This is a genomic window from Sphingopyxis sp. (assembly GCF_035565275.1).
In the GTDB taxonomy this organism is placed as follows: Bacteria; Pseudomonadota; Alphaproteobacteria; order Sphingomonadales; family Sphingomonadaceae; genus Sphingopyxis.
Window position 1 is genome coordinate 1 of record NZ_DATMST010000058.1, and the last position, 18,130, is coordinate 18,130.

An 18,130-nucleotide genomic window follows, 5' to 3' on the forward strand; every position below is an offset into this window, starting at 1 on the left:
GATGGTCACGGCGGCGCTCGCGCTCGCCGAGGACCGGCTTCCCGATGCCGAGGCTGCGCTGCGCCAGCGGCTGCGCGAGGATGCGACCGACGTCGCGGCGATCCGCATGCTCGCCGAAGTCGCAGGACGTATCGGCCGCTATGACGATGCCGAAAAGCTGCTGTCGCGCGCGTTGCAGCTCGCGCCCGGATTCGGCGCCGCGCGCGCCAACCTCGCGACGGTCTATTACAAGCAGAACCGTTTTGCCGAGGCCGCGGAAACGCTGGATGCGGTACTCGGTGACGATCCCGACAATCCCGCGCACGCGAACCTGCGCGCCGCCGCGCTCGGCCGGATCGGCGGCTATGACGAGGCGCTCGCGCTTTACGCGGAACTCACACGCCGCTTCCCGGGTCACGCCAAGCTGTGGATGAGCTATGGCCATATGCTGAAAACGGTCGGGCGACAGGACGACAGCGTCGCCGCCTATCGCCGCGGGCTCGCCGCCGAACCCGGGCTTGGCGAAATCTGGTGGAGCCTCGCGAACCTCAAGACGATCCGTTTCGATGCCCGCGACCGCGGCGCGATGCAGGACGCGCTCGTTGCGGCCGGGTCCGGCGGCGAGGCGCGCGCAGACGACCGGCTGCACCTGCATTTCGCGCTCGGCAAAGCCTATGACGATGCGGGCGAACCCGAACCCGCGTTTCGTCATTATGCCGCCGGCAATGCGATCCGTTCGGGCCAGCTCGACTATCGCGCCGCCGAAACCAGCGCCGCGGTCGATGCGATAATCGCCGCCTGCACCCCCGGATTCTTCGCCGCGCGCGCCGGCGCGGGCGATCCGGCGCCCGACCCCGTCTTCATCCTCGGCATGCCGCGCGCCGGATCGACGCTGGTCGAACAGATCCTTAGCTGCCATTCGGCGATCGAGGGGACGATGGAACTGCCCGACATCCCCGCGCTCGCGCTCGGCCTCGGCCGCGACGCGAAGGACGACGGCCGGCGCTGGATCGAGGCGCTGGCCGATGCACCGCACAGCCAGCTGGCCGAACTCGGCGCCGCCTTCCTCCAGCGCACGGCGGTGCAGCGCAAGACCGCCAAGCCCTTCTATATCGACAAGCTGCCGAACAACTGGCTCTATACTGCGTTCATCCGGCTGATCTTGCCCAATGCGAAGATCATCGACGCGCGGCGCCATCCGCTTGACTGCTGCTTTTCGAATTTCCGCCAGCATTATGCGAAGGGACAGGCGTTCAGCTACGGCCTTTCCGACATCGGCGCCTATTACCGCGACTATGTCCGTCTGATGGCGCATCTGGATGCAGTACAGCCCGGCCGCGTCCACCGCGTGATCCACGAGGCGCTGCTCGATGATCCCGAGGCCGAGGTGCGCGCGATGCTCGCATTTCTGAACCAGCCGTTCGAGGATGCCTGCATGGCGTTTCACACCAATGCGCGCGCGGTGCGCACCGCGTCGAGCGAGCAGGTGCGCCGTCCGATCAACCGCGACGGTGTGGGCCAGTGGCAGCCCTATGAGGCATGGCTGGATCCGCTCAAGCAGGCGCTCGGCCCCGTCCTCGACGCCTATCCTGCCGTCCCTGCGGAATACCCCTGAATCCCACGCGACAAAACGTTGCCTTTGGGCAACAGCCCACGACATTTTCGACCAACGCACGCGGTGCTGCACCAACAATGCTTGCGCTTGCGCCGCGCCGCGTCATGCTCCGTCACACGACTGTCATCGAAGGGGGATTTCCATGCGGAAACTATCGGCAGTACTGACCAAAAGCGGTGCATTTCTTCTCGGCAGCACAATCCTGTGCACGTCGGGCACAGCGCTCGCGCAGCAACGCAATACCGACGACGATCGCGACATTGTCGTCACGGCATCCAAACGCGAGGAAAATCTGCAGGACGTCCCGCTCGCGATCACCGCGATCGGCACCGAGCGGCTTCAGGAATTGCAGGTCAAGGAATTCCAGGACGTCGTCAAATTCCTGCCATCGGTAACGATCCAGACGCTCGCGCCCGGGTTCAGCCAGGTCTATTTCCGCGGTGTCGCGTCGGGCGAGAACGCCAACCATTCGACCTCGCTGCCGACGGTCGGCACCTATCTCGATGAAATGCCGATCACGACCATCCAGGGCGCGCTCGACATCCATGCCTATGACCTCGCGCGGGTCGAGGCGCTCGCAGGGCCGCAGGGCACGCTTTACGGCGCAAGCTCGATGGCGGGGACGATCAAGCTCGTCACCAACAAGCCCGATACGAGCGGCACTTATGGTTCGGCCGGGCTCGAGCTCAACACCGTGTCGCGGGGCGGCGTCGGCGGGGTCGCGGAAGGCTTCGTCAATCTCGCGCTCAGCGAGCGCGCCGCGCTGCGCCTCGTCGGCTGGTACCGGCACGATGCGGGTTATATCGACAATATCGCGGGCAGCCGCACCTATCCCACCAGCGGCATCACGCAGGACAACGCCGATCTGGTCGAAAAGGATTATAACGACGTCGATACCTATGGCGCACGTCTTGCGCTCGGCATCGAACTCAACGACGACTGGACGATCCGCCCGACGCTGATGGGCCAGATCCAGAAAGCGAACGGCAGCTTTGCCCAGGAGCGATCGAGCGCAGTCGACCGCAGCCTCCAGACCGTCCAATATAATCCCGAACGCAGCGACGATAAGTGGATCCAGGCCGCGATGACGATCGAGGGCAAGATCGGCAACTGGGACCTGACCGCGACCGGCGGCCACCTTCGCCGCAAGACGCTGACCGACAGCGACTATTCGGACTACGCTTATTTCTACGACGCGCTCTATGGCTCCGGGGTTAAACTGATCGACAATGATGGCGACCTGATCAGCCCGAACCAGTATATCCAGGGGATCGACCGGTATCGGCGCAGTTTCGGCGAAATTCGCGTCGCGTCGCCGGCCGACGCGCGTATCCGCTTTATCGGCGGGCTGTTCTGGCAACGCCAGTCGCACAATATCGAGCAGCATTATGTCATCGACGATCTCGCCGACAATTTGCAGGTCCCGGGCACCGTCGACAATATCTGGCTGACCAAGCAGCTGCGCGTCGACCGCGATTATGCCGCCTTTGGCGAGCTCAGCTTCGATATCACCGACAAGCTGACGCTGACCGGCGGCGGCCGCGTGTACAAGTTCGACAACAGCCTCGTCGGCTTTTTCGGCTACAGCAATCCGGGTTACAGCACCAATCCGGTCTATGCGTGCCAAGGGCCGGCGATCGTCGCCGGTTCGCCCTGCACCAACCTCGACAAACGGACGAAAAAGACCGACTTCATCCACAAGCTGAACCTGACGTACAAGTTCACCGACGATGTGATGATGTATGCGACCTGGTCGCGCGGCTTCCGTCCCGGCGGGATCAACCGGCGCGGCTCGCTGCCGCCCTATGGTTCGGACACGCTCGACAATTATGAACTGGGGTGGAAGACCAGCTTTGGCCCGGTTCGCTTCAACGGCGCCGTCTATCAGGAGGACTGGAACAACATCCAGCTTTCCTTCCTCGGCGCCAACGGCCTCAGCGAAGTCCGCAACGCGGGCATCGCGCGCATCCGCGGGGTCGAGGCCGATGTCAGCTATCGTTCGGGCGGATTCTCGCTCGGCATGGGCGCCAGCTACAACGACGCGACCATCCGCCGCGATTTCTGTGCGATCGCCAATGCTGCTTTCGATTGCACGACGCCGGACAACAGCGAACTGGCGCCGGCAGGATCGCGGCTGCCGGTCACCGCGAAGTTCAAGGGCAATGCCGTCGCGCGCTATGAATTCCCGATCAGCGGGCTGGACGGGCACGTCCAGTTCGCAGTCAATCATATCGGCAAGCGGCGTTCCGACCTGCGCACCGCCGAAAACGATATCGTCGGCAATTTCAAAGCCTACACGACCGCCGATTTCAGCGTCGGCGTGAAGGGCGAAGGGTGGGGCGCCGAATTGTTCGCGACGAACCTGTTCGACAGCCGCGGGGTGATCAACAGCGCGGTCCAGTGTGGCGAATCGATCTGCGGCGACGCCGGTGGCGACACAGCCAATGGCGGTGTCTTCTACGACAATGTCATCCGGCCGCGCCTGATCGGGATCAAGGTCAGCAAGGATTTCTGACCGGGTGACCGATATCATCACCAACAGCGAAAGGCCGGGCCAAAAGCTCGGCCTTTTGATGTGCATCGCGCTCGGCATGGGAAACATGATCGGGTCGGGGGTCTTCCTTCTCCCGCGCGATCTGGCGCCGCTCGGCTGGAACGCGATTATCGGGTGGGGTGTCTCGATCGCGGGCACCCTGTGCCTTGCAGTAGTGTTCGCGCGGCTCGCACGCAGGCTACCCGAAGGCTGTGCCGCCTTTACCTATGCTGCCTCGGCTTTCGGTCCCGGAACCGGCTTCATCGTCGCATGGAGTTACTGGATCAGCTGCTGGACCGTGGTGGCAACGCTGGCGGTCGCGGCGATCAGCAACATGTCGATCCTGATGCCCTGGCTCGGCGAGAAGGGCGCAGCGCCAGCGTGGATTGCGATAGGCTGCATCTGGTTCTTCACGCTCGTCAACCTGTTGGGCGTCCGCCGCGCAGGCGGCGCGCAACTCCTCACGCTCGGGCTCAAGCTGATCCCCGTCGTCGGCGCCGTGCTCGTCGGGATCTGGGCGCTTGGCACCGGCGCGGCACCGCCGCCTACGATGGCAGGCACCGAACCGGTCAGTCTGTCGGGCGTGAGCTCGGCGGCGACGCTGACGTTGTTCGCGCTGCTCGGTTTCGAGAGCGCTTGCGTCGTCAGCGATCGCGTCAAGGATCCCGAAAGCACTATTCCTCGCGCGACGGTGATCGCGGCAGCGGCGGTCGGCCTCCTCTATCTGCTGTCGTGCACGATGGTGACGCTGTTGGTGCCGATCGAAACGCTGCACCAGTCGAACGCTGCCTATGCGACCTTCTTTTCGCGGCTCGTCAGTCCGGCGGCGGGCGATATCGTCGCACTGTTCGCCGCGATCGCCGCGCTTGGCGCGCTCAACGGTTTCGTGTTGCTGCAGGGCGATATTCCGCGCGACCTTGCGCACCGACGGCTGCTTCCCGCCGCGTTCGCCCGCGACAATAAATTTGCTTCGCCATGGGTCACCCAGATCGTGTCCAGCGGACTCGCAAGCATGATTGTCTATGCCAATTACTCGCGCGGGCTTGCCGATCTCTTCGCCTTCATGGTCAAGGTGACGACCTCGACCGCGATCATCCTCTATATCGTCGGCTCGCTCGCGGCGCTGGTCCTCGAACGGCAGGGCACGATCAAGGTCTCGGCGGGCTTCGCCGCCGCGACGATCGCGGGCTTCGCCTATAGCTGCTGGGCCTTCTACGGCGCCGGGATCGAAGCCAGTCTGTGGAGCCTCGTCATGACCGCCGCGGGCCTCCCTATATATTTTCTGATGCGCCGCTCAGCGCCACTTCGGCGCGAAGAAACCCCGGTCGCGTAGGATCACCTCGGCGGCATTGTGTCCCGGCGCGCCGGTGACACCGCCGCCCGGATGCGTGCCCGCGCCGCACATGTAGAGGCCCTTTACCGGCCCGCGATATCCGCCGTTGCCGAGGACGGGGCGCGCCGACCAAAGCTGGTCGAGGCTCATATTGCCGTGCATGATGTCGCCGCCGACAAGCCCGAACTTGCGTTCGAGCCCTTTGGGCGAAAGCCGCGTCTGCGCGATGATGCTCGCGCGGAAACCCGGCGCATGTTTTTCGACTGTGTCGATGATGCTGTCGGCGGCGGCTTCCTCTTCATCATCCCAGTCGCGCCCGTCCGGAAGCTCGGGCGCGAACTGCTGGCAGAAGAGGCTCGCGACGTGGCAGCCCTCGGGTGCGAGGCTGTCGTCGACGGTCGACGGGATCAGCATCTCGACGATCGGCGCCTTCGACCAGCCATGCTGCTTCGCGTCGAGGAAGGCGCGGTCCATATAGTTGAGCGTCGGCGCGAGGATGATCCCCGACTGATGATGTTCGCCGGGTTCCGGCAAACAGGTGAATTTCGGCAGTTCCGAAAGCGCGACGTTCATGCGGAAGGTGCCGCTGCCCGCCTTGAAACCCTTGATGCGGCGTTCGTAACCTGCGGGCAGATCGGATGCGTCCATCATCCGTTCGTAAAGCAGCTTCGGCCCGACGTTGGCGATCACGCGCGTCGCCGCGATCTCCTCGCCGCCGACAAGCTTGACCCCGACCGCCTTGCCGCCGTCGACGAGCACCTTCGCAACCGGGCTTTCGAGGCTGATCTCGACGCCGAGGTCGCGGCAAACCTTTGCCATGATCTCGGTGATTTTGCCCATCCCGCCGACGCTGTGTCCCCACGCGCCCTTCTTGCCATTCACTTCGCCAAAGACGTGGTGGAGCAGGACATAGGCGCTGCCCGGCGTGTCGGGGCTGGCATAATTGCCGACGACCGCGTCGAAACCGAATGCGGCCTTGACCGCTTCGCTTTCGAACCAGCTGTCGAGCATCGTGCGCGCCGATTTGGTGAACAGGTCGAGCACGTCGCGCTGCTGCTCGAGACTGAGCCCCGCAAAGCGGCGCCCCTGCCGCGCGCCGTCGAACAGCGTGCGCAGGCCTTCGCCGACGTTCGGCGGTACGCGGAGCGCGAGGTCGCGGAGCAGTTCGGCGACATTTTCGAGCGCGTCATAATAAGCGGGCAGCACTTCGGCGTCGCGATTGCTGAACTTGCGGAATTCGGCCTGCGTGCGTTCGAGTCCGCCGCCGAGCTTGAGGTAGCCGCCGTCCTCCTGCGGCAGGAAATTGCTGATCGGCCGTTCGATGACGCGATAGCCATGATCGGCGAGCTTCATGTCGGCGATCACCTTGGGCTGGAGCAGGCTGACCGTGTAGCTCGCGACCGAGTTGCGGAAACCCGGCGCGAATTCCTCGGTCACCGCGGCGCCGCCGACGGCGTCGCGCGCTTCGACGATGCGCACCTTCAGCCCCGCCTTGGCGAGATAGAAGGCGCAGACGAGGCCGTTGTGGCCGGCGCCGATAATCAGGGCGTCATAGGCTTTGGTCATGAAAACTCTTTCGCGAGCGGGGATTGGACATGCTGGCGGCCGAACCCAAGGCCGAGGACGCGGCCGGGAATGCGGCGGAGCAGCGGAATGGCGTCGAGCAGGCGCACCGCGAGGGGCACGCGGGTGATTGCACCGCGCAGCATCGGTTCGATCACCCGCTGATGCGCAAAACGCTGGAGGCCCTGCATCCGCGTTGTGGGTTTCCAGCGGCGTTCCTGCACCTTGGCGAGTAGCGGATCGGGATCGGTGCCGGCGGCGAGCGGGGCGGCGAGGATGTTCGCGGCGGCGACCGCATCCTGCACCGCAAGGTTGATGCCGACGCCGCCGACCGGCGACATCGCGTGCGCGGCATCGCCGATCGCGAGCAGGCCGGGGCGCGACCAGCGCGTCAGCCGGTCGAGCGCGACCGAGAGCAATTTCACGTCGTTGAAGCCGGCAATCGCATCGATGCCCGCAGCGAGGCCGGGGACGAGACCAACGACATTGTTGCGGAAGGCGGCAATTCCCCGCGCCTCGATCGCCGGAAAGCCGCCCTTTTCGATCACCTGTGCGCACTGCCAATAATCGCCGCGCGGGATTGCGACCACCATCCCGCCCTTGTCGATCGTGCCGAGCGCGACCTCGGACATATCCATGCCCGCGGGAACGGGAACGCGGAACCACAGCACGTCCATTGGCGCGCCAAGATCTTCGAGCGGCAATTTTGCGGCATCGCGCAGCACCGAACGGCGCCCGTCGGCGGCGATGACGAGCCGGGCGGGCAAGGTTTCGCCGCTCGCGAGCGTCACGCCGTTGACGCGGCCCGCGTCGTCATGGGTCAGCCCGGTCGCCTCGGTCGACATGCGCAGGTCGAAGGTCGGATAGCGCTTCCCCTGCCCGGCGATGAAATCGAGCAGATCCCATTGCGGCATCATCGCGACAAAGCGCGCTGCGACGGGCAGATGCTTCATCGTCGCGATCGTATAGCGCCCGCCCAGCAGGTTGAGCGTCATCGTGTCGATCGCGGCGTGCGGTTCCTTGAGCAGTTCGCCCAGCAGCCCGATCTCGTTGAACAACTCGAGCGTCGAGGGATGCACCGTGTCGCCGCGGAAATCGCGGAGGAAGTCGGCGTGCTTTTCGAGCACGGTCACGCGCACCCCGGCACGCGCGAAGAGCAGCCCCGCGACCATGCCGGCGGGTCCACCGCCGACGATCACCACGGGCGCGTCGCCGCTCAACGGCGGCTCCATCCCGGCGCCGGCGCGTACTCAAGCCGCGCTTCGGGGATGATGTCGCGCATCCGCGAGCAGAAATGCTTGAGGCACACCTCCTTGTCGCTGAGCGGCCCTATGGTGAAGCTTTTCGACTGCATCCCCATCTGGACACGCGTGATCAGCTCGGTGTCCTCGACATTGACCTGCCGGTTGATGCGCCAGTTGAGGTAGCGCGCGGCCTTCATCTCGCGACGCTCATCGGGAAGGACATAGGAAATCTCGCGGATCAGGCAGGTCGTCGGGCCGGTCGGCAGCCACTGCATGAAATCGACCTGGTCGGGATAGATGTCGAAAGCGACATTCGGCCACAGCTTGAAATAGAGCCAGTGGCGCTGGTTCGCTTGCGGAAGATGCGGAACGGGCGGCAGCAGCCGCTGGTACATGCGTTCGGACCAGTTGACCGACGGCCGGTCGATCAGATCGCCCCACATGCGGTCGACATTGTCCTCGGCCTCGACGCCATAGCTTTTGCCGAACAGGCGGGTGAGGCCGGGGTGCGCGACGGGGATGTGGAGGCCGTCCGAATAATTGTCGCCGACATTCTTCCAGTTGACCTCGCGCGGGCGCAGCGTGACGCGGCCGAGCGCGCCGAATTCCTCGAAGCGGTACGGCGCGACCTGCGCCTCGTAAGGCGCCATCATCGATGCGACCGACGGACCGCCATCGTCTTTGATCCGCACGAACCAGAAGCCGCGCCATTGTTCGAGGCCGACCGGGACGAGCCCTGCCTTGTTCTTGTCGAGCGTCGGATAGCTCGCGCTATCGGGCACCCCGGTCAGCCGGCCGTCGAGCTCGTAGGTCCAGGCATGATAGGGGCAGACCAGCTTCTTCGCGCAGCCCGCCGCGCCATCGACGAGGCGCGAGCCGCGGTGGCGGCAGACATTGGTGAAGGCGCGCACGGTCCGGTCGGTGCCGCGCACCAGGATCACGCTCTCGCCGCAATAGTCGATGCTGTGCCAGTCGCCGGGGTTCGGAATGTCGCTGTCGTGGCAGACGACCTGCCAGCTCGGACGGAAAATCCGTTCCATTTCCGCCGCGTGGAAATCGGGATCGCTGTATGTCCATGCCGGCAGCGACCAGCCGTCGAGCGGGTCGATGTTCGAATCGCGAAGCGGTGCAGTTGCCATGGTTCGTTCCTTGTTATACATACGTATAACAATATGACCGCCGCTCGCCAAGCCTTTACGCGCGAAAGCGCCGACGCCCGCCGGGCGGACCTGATCGAGGCGACCGCAGCTGTGCTCGCCGAACATGGTTTGGCCGGCACCAATGTCCGCGCGATCTGCGCGAAGGCGGGTGTTTCGTCCGGGTTGCTGCGGCATTATTTCGCGGGAATAGACGATCTGGTGGCGGCAACTTACGCGGCGACGAGCGACCGGATGGATGCGATTTTCGCAGGCGCGGTCGAGGCCGCGGGTTCCGAGCCCCGCGCCCGGCTGCTGGCCTATCTGACCGCAAGCTTCCGTCCGCCGGTGACCGACCCCGAACTGCTGGGCGCGTGGACCGCGTTCTGGGCGCTGTCACGAAATGATGCGCGCATGGCCGGCATTCACGCGGAAAGTTACGCAGGCTATCGCGAACGGCTCGGCGAGTTGCTCACCGCATGCGGTGCGGCCGACGCCGGACGGCTTGCGATCATGCTGACCGCGATGGTCGACGGGCTGTGGCTCGAACTGTCGCTCGACCCCGGAAGCTTCGGTGCCGAAGCGGCGGTGGCGATGATCGAACGCGCTGTCGCGGCGCTGGTTTAGCCCGTTACCCCCGCGAAGGCGGGAGCGACTTTCTTCATTTCCGCCCTATTTCGACAAATCGCGCAGCAGGCTGTCCCAGTGCGCGAGCGCGGGGGCTATCGCATCGACGGGCGCGCGCTCGTTGAGCCCGTGCGCAAAGCTGTCGCTCGCCTTCGAAAAGAGACCCGCAACGCCATAGCTCGGCACGCCCTGGATGCGGAAATGGTAGCTGTCGGTGGCGCCCGCGCTCATCGACGGGATGATCGGCAGGCCCGGCGCGCGCGCATGCACCGCCTTCGTCACCGCCGCGACGACATCCGGACGCAGCGGCGAGGCGTCGCTCGCGCTGGCGTCGGGATCGGTGTTCACCTTCACCGCGGGGTCGGCAATCACCTTTTCGAGTTCGGCGCGCACCGTTTCGACCGGGACACCGGGGAAGATGCGGCAGTTGATGTTCGCGGTGGCCCTTTGAGGAAGCGCGTTTTCAGCGTGCCCGCCCTTCACCAGCGTCGGCACACAGGTGGTGCCGATCTGGCCGATATATTCGGGGTCGGCGCGGATCGCGGCGATGGCTTTCGCGTCGGCAGGGTTGGCCGCGAATGCCTTGAGCGATGCGCCGATATCGCCGCCGACCTGATCGGCGACGATCGGCATGCCGACCTTCGTCAGTTCGTTCTGCTGCGGCGTGAAGCGCCAGGCGCCGACCTTGGCCAGCGCGTTCGACAGCTGGACGATCGCATTGGTGTCCGAGGGGCGCGAGCTGTGCCCGCCGGGATTGGTCACTTCGAGAGTGAAGTCGGCATAGGTCTTCTCGCCAGCCTGCAGCCCGTAATATTTGGGCTTGCCGTCCTCGCCGATCAGCCCGCCGCCGCCGTCGCCGTTCAATGCAAATTCGGCACCCTTGTATTTTGCCGCGAGCGCGCGCGTCGTCACCATCGAGGTTTCCTCGTCGCCCGAGAGCAGGAGGATGATCGAGCGCTTCGGCTTGAAACCATCCTTTTTGAGCTGCGCCATCGTCGCAACCATCATCGAGACGTCGAACTTGTTGTCCTCCGACCCGCGGCCGAAGATATAGCCGTTCTCCTCGACCGGCACGAACGGGTCGCGCGTCCAGTCCTTGGGGTCGGCCTCGACGACGTCCATATGGCCCAGCAGCACGATCGGCTTGCCCTTGCCCGTTCCCGCGAGTGTCGCCGCGAAGGTCGCGGTTTCGCCGATCGGCGTGATCTCGATGTCGCTGTCGGAATAGCCTGCCGCTTTCAGCACGCTCGCATAATAGGCTGCGAGCCTGGGCACCTGCCCGCGCCCCTCGACCGTCGGGATCGCGATACTGTCCTTCAGGATTTTCTTCGCGGTTTCGGCATCGGCCGGCTTGGCGTGGACGGGCGCGGCGGCCAGCATGGCGGCGGCGAGAACGAGCGGGGCGATAGGCATGCGCATGGACGACATGCCTAAGCTTTATCGTATACGGACGGCAAGCTGCAAAATCGCCGTATGTGCGACGGTAGGTTTCGACCGATTGCGGACGATTAGCTACAGGCATCATCGCTTTCAGAGCGGACGTAGACTATGGTCGTCCCATCCGCTGCTACGAGCCCAAGTCGTCCGCCAAAGTCTTGGGGAGAACTAACCCCTCGCAGATCGTCGGAAGCTTCGGCCAAAAGTGGCCAGAAATAACCTGTGCCCCGGCCGTTCACGAAGCTGTAGCTACCACCTGTGGAGGGACTGAGCTGGAGGGCTGGCTGCACCGTCAAGAGATATCGTCTCTGATGCTCCGCGACATAGCTCATCGAACGGTGCGTTCCGTCGAGAATATGTATTCTATTTGCTTCAACACGCAGAGCAGGTGCGCCGACCGCGACGTAGCATCCCCATACCGCCTGTTGATCGATGGGCTCCGGACGTAAGAATATCGCCGCCAAAAGTGCCAACGTGGCAAGGGGGATGATAATGATCCCACCGGCAATGACTCGATCTTTGAGCGAGGTGCCCATAAAAAAAGATACCGTCATCAGATCGGTGTGGCACGACTTAGCGCGATCGTCACGCGAGAATGTCTCAACGTCGATCTATTGGGTTGATAGCTGCCAGTCCGCTTCCCACCCCGAAACCCACATCCGCGACGGCCTGCGCCAAGCCGAAGGCGCGCCCGCGATCAGCCCGGATTCGCGGCCTGCATTTCGGCGATCAAGCCGTTGTCTATCGCCTTGGCACGCTGGTACGCCGCGCGCTCGCGCAGCGGCGCGACATAGGCCTCGAACGCCGGGCGCGACGCTATGGTGCCGAACTGCAGCCCCCAGTCGATCTGGCTGCCGACATAGACGTCCGCAGCGCTGAAGCGGTCGCCCGCGACGAACGCCTTGCCCGCGACCGCGCTTTCGAGCGTATCGAGCGCAGCGGGAAGCGATCCGAACCCCGCCATGCGCTGTTGATCCACATCGGGTTCGACCCCGAAATGCTTTGCGGTGATCGCCTGTTCGACCGGGCCCGCGGTAAAGAAAAGCCAGCGATAATAATCGGCGCGATCGTCCGTATCGGGCGCCAGACCGGCTTGCGGAAAGGCATCGGCCAGATAGGCGCAGATCGCCGCGCATTCGGTGATGACCTTGCCGTCGTGGACGACCGCCGGGACCTTGCCCATCGGATTGATCGCCCGATAGGCGTCGTCCTTCATCGTCGTGCCATAGTCGAGAATACGCGGCTCATATGGCGCGCCGACCTCTTCGAGCATCCAGCGGACAATCTGGCCCCGCGACATCGGATTGGTATAGAAAATCAGTTCACCGGCCATCGCGCTTCTCCCTTGCTTCGATTCGCAATTCGAACATAACAGGAACATGGCCCGGCTTCCAGCGGGCTTGTTTTGTCATCGTTCGCAGCTAAGGCAAGGATATGAGCGACGAACGCATATGGACTGCCGCCGTGCTGGTGATCGGCGACGAAATTCTCTCGGGCCGCACGCAGGACAAGAATGTTGCCCAGATCGCGACCTGGCTCGACGTGCAAGGTATCCGGCTGCGCGAGGTGCGCATCGTCCCCGACGTCGAGATCGAGATCGTCGAGGCGCTGAACGCGATCCGCGCGCGCTATGACTATGTCTTCACGACTGGTGGCATCGGCCCGACGCACGACGACATCACCGTCGATGCGGTGGCCAAGGCGCTGGGCGTCGGCGTCATCGTCCATCCCGATGCGCGCGCGATCCTCGAACGCTATTACAGCGCGCGCGGTAGCGAACTGACCGAAGCGCGGCTGCGCATGGCGCGCACTCCCGACGGCGCCGAGCTGATCCCCAACCGCATGTCGGGCGCCCCTGGCATCCGCATCGGCAATCTGTTCGTCATGGCCGGGGTGCCGCACATCACTGCGGGCATGCTCGACGCGCTGACCGGCGAACTCGAAGGCGGCAAGCCGCTCGTCGCGCACACGATCGGCGCGTGGGCGCCCGAAAGCGAGATTGCCGACCTGCTCCGGCTGGGTGAAAAGGATCATCCGGGGGTCGCGATCGGCAGCTATCCTTTCTTTCGCGACGGCAAGGTCGGGGCAAATTTCGTCATCCGCTCGACCGACGGCGCCGAGGTGGCGGCGTGCGTCGCAATGCTGACCGCCGGTTTCGAAGCGCTTGGCTATACCGTGACCGACGGCGGCATCTGATCGGCCGGCCCGTCGTCGCTGTTCCGCGTCGCACGCGGCAGACGCCGGAGCATCGCGATCGCGAACAGGCCGAAGATCGCAGCAACGACGAAGGCGGCGCCCGGGAAGTGCACTGGTGCCTTGTCGGCGGTAAAATAGGCCATCGTGCCGGTAAGCAGCAGCGGCGCGACGAGCTGACCCAGCCCCATCGCCATCGCCGAGATCCCCTGTACCTCGCCCTGCGTCTCGGCAGTCGCGCGGCGCGACATCATCGCCATCAGCGATGGCTGCACGGGCGCCTGCAATGCGATGGGGATCAGCAGCAGGAAGGCGCCGATCGTCGAGGTGGTGAAGGCGTAGCCCACATAGACGGCGACCGCGACGAGGATGCCAAGCGTCGCCGCATCGCGTTCGCCGAACCGCGCGACCGCGGGGCCGACGACGAAGACCTGGCCGAGCGCGATCATCACCCCGACCGCGGCGAGGCTCGCGCCGATCATCCCCGGGGTCCAGCCGAGCTGCGCGATGCAATAGAAGCTCCACGTCATCGGATAGACGAGGCTGGCGATCTGCCACAGCACCAGCACGCCCGCGACGCCGTCCATGCCGGGGAGCCCGCGCATCGTCTTCCACGCGCCGAGCGGGTTGGCGCGGCGCCAGTCGAAGGCACGGCGGCGTTCGGGCGGCAGCGTTTCGGGAAAGATGAAGAGGCCATAGAGCATGTTCGCCGCGGCGAGGATCGCGGCGGCAACGAACGGCGCGCGCGGGCCGATCTCGCCCAGCAGCCCCCCGATCGCCGGTCCCGCGACGAAGCCGACGCCGAACGCCGCACCGACGAAGCCGAAGTTGCGCGCGCGCTCCTCGGGTTTCGTGATGTCGGCGATCGCCGCCTGCGCCGCGGCGTAGCTGCCGCCGAAAATGCCCGACAGCGCGCGCGCGATGAACAGCCACGGCAGAGTCTGGACGATCGTGAGCAGTGCATAGTCGACCGCCAGCCCGCCGAGCGCGAGCAGGAGCACGCGACGCCGTCCGAAATGGTCGGACAGGTTGCCAAGGACCGGCGAGGCGATAAAGGTTGCGATCGCCATGACGAGACCGATCCATGCCCCGACCTCGATCGCGTGGGGCAGGTCAATCCGGCCGACCTCCATCACCAGCTGCGGCAGCACCGGCATGATGATACCGAAACCGACCGCATCCATGAAGATGGTCGCCACGATGAACGGGATGGTCCGCGCCGCCGTCACTTGTTCTTTACCCCTGTCGTCACTAGCGCCACCGATCCTTCCTTCATGCGTTGCCGATAGATGAAACTCGAAATTTCCGCCTCCCTAAATTACCGGCTGCCCGAACCGGTCGACCTGATGCTTCAGATCGAAGCGGCCGACGGGCACGGACAGCGCGTTCTGGACGCCTCGCTCGACCTCGGCGCGCCCGAGCTGCTGGCCCGCGTTCCCGCATCGGGGGGCGTCTGCGAGCCGATATGGCTGCGCGGCGAGGGCACGCTCCGCGCCCGATATCGGACGCTGGTCGAGGTCGACCGGCCGGCGGTCGATTTCCGCTCGCTCGCGGCGGTGCCGCTCCACCGTCTTCCGGCCAGCGCGGTCCCCTATCTCAACGAATCGCGCTATTGTCCGTCGAACAAGTTCCACGCCTTCGTCGACCGGCGCTTCGGCGAGATCGAGGGCGGCGAGAAAATCGGCCGGATGCGCGACTGGATCGAAAGCCGCTTCACCTATGTTTCGGGGGCGAGCAACAGCGAAACCGGCGCGCTCGACAGCTTCGTCGAACGGCGCGGCGTATGCCGCGACTATGCGCACGTCATGATCGCGCTCGCCCGCGCCGCGCACATCCCCGCGCGCATGGCCAGCGTCTATGCCCTCCGCGTCGCACCGCAGGATTTCCACGCCGTCGCCGAAGTCTATCTGGACGGCGACTGGCACATGGTCGACGCGACGGGGATGACGCTTCCGGCCGAAACGGCGCGCATCTGCACCGGCCGCGACGCCGCCGACATCGCCTTCCTCACCGCCTATCGCGAGATCCTGTTGATCGATCAGTCGGTGACGGTGGAAAGGGCGTAGACGGTCCGCGCTGCGCGAGGTCGGCCCGGCTTTCGCCGGTCGCAATCCAGCTCCGCCAAATCGCTGCGAAAGCTGGAGCGGGTGAAGGGAATCGAACCCTCGTCGTAAGCTTGGGAAGCTTCTGCTCTACCATTGAGCTACACCCGCCCGGGGCCGTGCGATTGGCACAGGCGCGGACAGCGGTCAATCCTTGCGTCAGCGCGCCGTTTCCCTGATCGTCTCCATCGCGACAAAGGTCGAGGTGTTCGCGACGTGCGGCAGGCTCGAAATCTTCTCGCCCAAGATGATGCGGTAGCGGCGGATGTCGGCGGTACGGACCTTGAGCAGATAGTCGAAGCTGCTCGCGATCATGTGGCACTCCTCCACTTCGGGTATCTGGCGGACCGCCGCATTGAATTCCTTGAGCGCCGTCTCGCGCGTGTCCGACAGCTTCACTTCGGTGAAGGCGACATGATCGAGCCCGACCTTGGCGGGGTCGACGATCGCGCGGAACCCCATGATGACCCCGCTCTGCACCAGCCGTTTCACCCGTTGCTGGCAGGGGGTTTTCGAGAGGCCGACCTGTTCGGCGAGATCGGTGAAGGTGATGCGGCCGTCTTTTCGCAGAACTGCAAGGATTTTTCGATCGAAATCGTCCATTTGGGCTGCTGATGCGTCTCTGTTCATATGTTTCGACTACATTCTGCGGTGAATGAGGTCAAAAGATAGTTTTTTTGGCCCATATGAAGGCGCATTGCCGGAGTTTCATGCGGTAGGACGCGGCATGACCGAATCCGCACCTGACCGCGCCCCCGTCCGCGCCATCGCCCGCCGCGCCGAAGCCGACATCGTCGCCGGCCTGCGCACCGCCCTTGCCGCTTCGACGGCGAGCATCGACGCCGTGACCCGGCGCGGCCTCGCGCTGATCCGCAAGGCGAAGGCCGAAGGCGAGCGCGAGACGCTCGTCGCGCAGCTGATGAACCGCTACCGCCTCTCGACCGAGGAAGGCGTCGTGCTGATGTGCCTCGCCGAGGCGCTGCTGCGCGTTCCCGACAGCGCAACCGCCAACGCGCTGATCCGCGACAAGATCGCCGGCCGCCACTGGGCCGAGGGCGACGATGACGACAGCCCGCTGATCGTCGCGCTCTCGGCGCGCGGCCTCTCGCTCGGCTCGGCGACGCTGATGCTCGACGCGATGGGCAGCAAGGCAAACCCGCTCACCTTGCTCAAGTCGATGATTCGCCGCTCGGGCGAGCCGGTGATCCGCCAGGCGGCGCTCGCCGCGATGAAACTGCTCGGTCAGCAGTTCGTGATGGGCGAGACGATCGACGCCGCGGTCAAGCGCGCCGACAAGGAGAAATCCGAACTCGCGAGCTTCGACATGCTCGGCGAGGCGGCCCGCACCGCCGGGGATGCCGCGCGCTATTACGACAGCTATGCCAACGCCATTGCGCGGATCGGAAAGGGTGCGAAGCCCGGCGACCCGCACGCCAACCACGGTATCTCGATCAAGCTTTCGGCGCTGCATCCGCGCTACGAATATCTGCAGCACGAACGCGTCGTCGGTGAACTGGTGCCGCAGGTGATCGAGCTCGCCAAGGCGGCGCGTGCGGTGAATATCCCGCTGATGATCGACGCCGAGGAAAGCGACCGGCTCGAACCGCATATGGACGTGTTCGCGGCCCTGCTCGACGCCGGGGTCGCCGATGGCTGGACCGGGCTCGGCATCGTGATCCAGGCCTATCAGAAGCGTGCGCCGGCGGTGATCGAATGGCTCGCGAACCGCGCCCGGGCGCGCGGCGCCAAGCTGTCGATGCGCCTCGTCAAGGGCGCCTATTGGGATACCGAGATCAAGCGGGCGCAGACGCTGGGGCTCGGCGACTTTCCGGTCTTCACCGCGAAGCTGCACACCGATCTCAACTATATGCGCTGCGTCCAGCTGCTTCGCGATTGTCAGGATTGCATTTACCCTGCCTTCGCCAGCCACAATGCAATGACGCTTGCGTTCGTTTCGGAGCTGTTCGCCGGCGCCGATTACGAACTGCAGCGGCTGCACGGCATGGGCGAGGGGGCGCATGACGCCCTTGTCGCGCTCTTCCCGCCGCCGCGCCCGGTGCGCGTCTATGCGCCCGTCGGCACGCACCGCGACCTGCTGGCCTATCTCGTCCGCCGCCTGCTCGAAAATGGCGCGAACTCCAGCTTCGTCCACCAGTTCTCCGACCCCGACGTCACCGCCGAACAGCTTGCGGTCGATCCGCGCAGCGTCGCGAGCACCGCGGCGCCCGACATCGCGACCGGGCTTGGCCTTTTCGATCCCGTGCGGCGCAACTCGCGCGGCTACGACCTGGGCGAACCGGGTGTGCCAGAAGCGCTCGCCGCCGCGATCGGTGCGTCGCGTCGCAGTGACCGTGTCGCGGCGCCGATC

14 protein-coding genes and 1 tRNA gene are annotated in these 18,130 nt (G+C 65.1%); 7 read left to right on the forward strand and 8 right to left on the reverse strand.

What is annotated here, in order from left to right; all coding sequences use genetic code 11:
• Nucleotide 1: 1 nt before the first annotated feature.
• From VN047_RS03825 to VN047_RS03835, 3 genes are all read left to right on the forward strand, one after another.
• Entirely contained in the window at nucleotides 2–1,594 is a 1,593-nt protein-coding gene (locus VN047_RS03825; RefSeq protein WP_325540191.1) for a tetratricopeptide repeat-containing sulfotransferase family protein, read from the forward strand.
• A 142-nt stretch (nucleotides 1,595–1,736) separates the two neighbouring features.
• The gene (locus VN047_RS03830) at nucleotides 1,737–4,109 is read left to right on the forward strand and encodes a TonB-dependent receptor (RefSeq protein ID WP_325540193.1); all 2,373 of its coding nucleotides are present in this window, start codon (nucleotides 1,737–1,739) and stop codon (nucleotides 4,107–4,109) included.
• 4 nt (nucleotides 4,110–4,113) lie between these two features.
• Nucleotides 4,114–5,460, forward strand: coding sequence for an APC family permease (locus tag VN047_RS03835; RefSeq protein WP_325540195.1), 1,347 nt, complete (start codon nucleotides 4,114–4,116; stop codon nucleotides 5,458–5,460).
• Here the strand turns inward: VN047_RS03835 and VN047_RS03840 are convergent.
• From VN047_RS03840 to VN047_RS03850, 3 genes are read right to left on the reverse strand one after another with little or no spacing between them, the layout of a single operon-like run.
• Nucleotides 5,422–7,026, reverse strand: a complete 1,605-nt coding sequence (locus VN047_RS03840) for an NAD(P)/FAD-dependent oxidoreductase (protein WP_325540197.1) — start codon at nucleotides 7,024–7,026, stop codon at nucleotides 5,422–5,424. The genes VN047_RS03835 and VN047_RS03840 overlap by 39 nt on opposite strands.
• Nucleotides 7,023–8,243 (reverse strand): FAD-dependent oxidoreductase, encoded by a 1,221-nt coding sequence (locus VN047_RS03845; RefSeq protein WP_325540199.1) that lies wholly within the window; start codon nucleotides 8,241–8,243, stop codon nucleotides 7,023–7,025. Before VN047_RS03845 ends, VN047_RS03840 begins: the two co-directional genes overlap by 4 nt.
• On the reverse strand, nucleotides 8,240–9,406 hold the full coding sequence (locus VN047_RS03850) for an aromatic ring-hydroxylating dioxygenase subunit alpha (protein ID WP_325540201.1): 1,167 nt from the start codon (nucleotides 9,404–9,406) through the stop codon (nucleotides 8,240–8,242). Before VN047_RS03850 ends, VN047_RS03845 begins: the two co-directional genes overlap by 4 nt.
• A gap of 33 nt (nucleotides 9,407–9,439) precedes the next feature.
• Between VN047_RS03850 and VN047_RS03855 the strand changes: the two genes are divergently transcribed.
• The gene (locus tag VN047_RS03855) at nucleotides 9,440–10,030 is read left to right on the forward strand and encodes a TetR/AcrR family transcriptional regulator (RefSeq protein WP_325540203.1); all 591 of its coding nucleotides are present in this window, start codon (nucleotides 9,440–9,442) and stop codon (nucleotides 10,028–10,030) included.
• Nucleotides 10,031–10,075: 45 nt separating this feature from the next.
• On the opposite strand, the gene VN047_RS03860 is transcribed toward VN047_RS03855, so the two are convergent.
• Together VN047_RS03860 and VN047_RS03865 are read right to left on the reverse strand one after the other, a co-directional pair.
• Nucleotides 10,076–11,449, reverse strand: a complete 1,374-nt coding sequence (locus tag VN047_RS03860; protein WP_325540205.1) for a M20/M25/M40 family metallo-hydrolase — start codon at nucleotides 11,447–11,449, stop codon at nucleotides 10,076–10,078.
• 715 nt (nucleotides 11,450–12,164) lie between these two features.
• The gene (locus VN047_RS03865; RefSeq protein WP_325540207.1) at nucleotides 12,165–12,800 is read right to left on the reverse strand and encodes a glutathione S-transferase family protein; all 636 of its coding nucleotides are present in this window, start codon (nucleotides 12,798–12,800) and stop codon (nucleotides 12,165–12,167) included.
• Between the two features lie 101 nt (nucleotides 12,801–12,901).
• Between VN047_RS03865 and VN047_RS03870 the strand changes: the two genes are divergently transcribed.
• Nucleotides 12,902–13,663, forward strand: coding sequence for a competence/damage-inducible protein A (locus tag VN047_RS03870; RefSeq protein WP_325540209.1), 762 nt, complete (start codon nucleotides 12,902–12,904; stop codon nucleotides 13,661–13,663).
• On the opposite strand, the gene VN047_RS03875 is transcribed toward VN047_RS03870, so the two are convergent.
• On the reverse strand, nucleotides 13,636–14,889 hold the full coding sequence (locus VN047_RS03875) for an MFS transporter (RefSeq protein WP_325540211.1): 1,254 nt from the start codon (nucleotides 14,887–14,889) through the stop codon (nucleotides 13,636–13,638). The two genes, VN047_RS03870 and VN047_RS03875, sit on opposite strands and share 28 nt — an antisense overlap.
• A 60-nt stretch (nucleotides 14,890–14,949) precedes the next feature.
• On the opposite strand from VN047_RS03875, the gene VN047_RS03880 reads away from it, so the two are divergent.
• Nucleotides 14,950–15,726 (forward strand): transglutaminase family protein, encoded by a 777-nt coding sequence (locus tag VN047_RS03880; RefSeq protein WP_325540213.1) that lies wholly within the window; start codon nucleotides 14,950–14,952, stop codon nucleotides 15,724–15,726.
• A 73-nt stretch (nucleotides 15,727–15,799) separates the two neighbouring features.
• Here VN047_RS03880 and VN047_RS03885 read toward each other — a convergent pair.
• Nucleotides 15,800–15,873, reverse strand: a tRNA-Gly gene (locus VN047_RS03885).
• Nucleotides 15,874–15,921: 48 nt separating this feature from the next.
• Nucleotides 15,922–16,365 (reverse strand): Lrp/AsnC family transcriptional regulator, encoded by a 444-nt coding sequence (locus VN047_RS03890; protein WP_325540215.1) that lies wholly within the window; start codon nucleotides 16,363–16,365, stop codon nucleotides 15,922–15,924.
• 124 nt (nucleotides 16,366–16,489) lie between these two features.
• Between VN047_RS03890 and VN047_RS03895 the strand changes: the two genes are divergently transcribed.
• On the forward strand, nucleotides 16,490–18,130 hold a 1,641-nt coding region (locus tag VN047_RS03895; protein WP_325540217.1), incomplete at its 3' end, for a proline dehydrogenase family protein.

Excerpts from the sequence above, each read along its gene's own strand:
- VN047_RS03865 (WP_325540207.1), bottom strand. The coding sequence starts at position 12,800 with ATGGCCGGTGAACTGATTTTCTATACCAATCCGATGTCGCGGGGCCAG.
- VN047_RS03850 (WP_325540201.1), bottom strand. The coding sequence starts at position 9,406 with ATGGCAACTGCACCGCTTCGCGATTCGAACATCGACCCGCTCGACGGC.
- VN047_RS03855 (WP_325540203.1), top strand. The coding sequence starts at position 9,440 with ATGACCGCCGCTCGCCAAGCCTTTACGCGCGAAAGCGCCGACGCCCGC.
- VN047_RS03860 (WP_325540205.1), bottom strand. The coding sequence starts at position 11,449 with ATGCGCATGCCTATCGCCCCGCTCGTTCTCGCCGCCGCCATGCTGGCC.
- VN047_RS03840 (WP_325540197.1), bottom strand. The coding sequence starts at position 7,026 with ATGACCAAAGCCTATGACGCCCTGATTATCGGCGCCGGCCACAACGGC.
- VN047_RS03890 (WP_325540215.1), bottom strand. The coding sequence starts at position 16,365 with ATGGACGATTTCGATCGAAAAATCCTTGCAGTTCTGCGAAAAGACGGC.
- VN047_RS03880 (WP_325540213.1), top strand. The coding sequence starts at position 14,950 with ATGAAACTCGAAATTTCCGCCTCCCTAAATTACCGGCTGCCCGAACCG.
- VN047_RS03870 (WP_325540209.1), top strand. The coding sequence starts at position 12,902 with ATGAGCGACGAACGCATATGGACTGCCGCCGTGCTGGTGATCGGCGAC.
- VN047_RS03825 (WP_325540191.1), top strand. The coding sequence starts at position 2 with ATGGTCACGGCGGCGCTCGCGCTCGCCGAGGACCGGCTTCCCGATGCC.
- VN047_RS03830 (WP_325540193.1), top strand. The coding sequence starts at position 1,737 with ATGCGGAAACTATCGGCAGTACTGACCAAAAGCGGTGCATTTCTTCTC.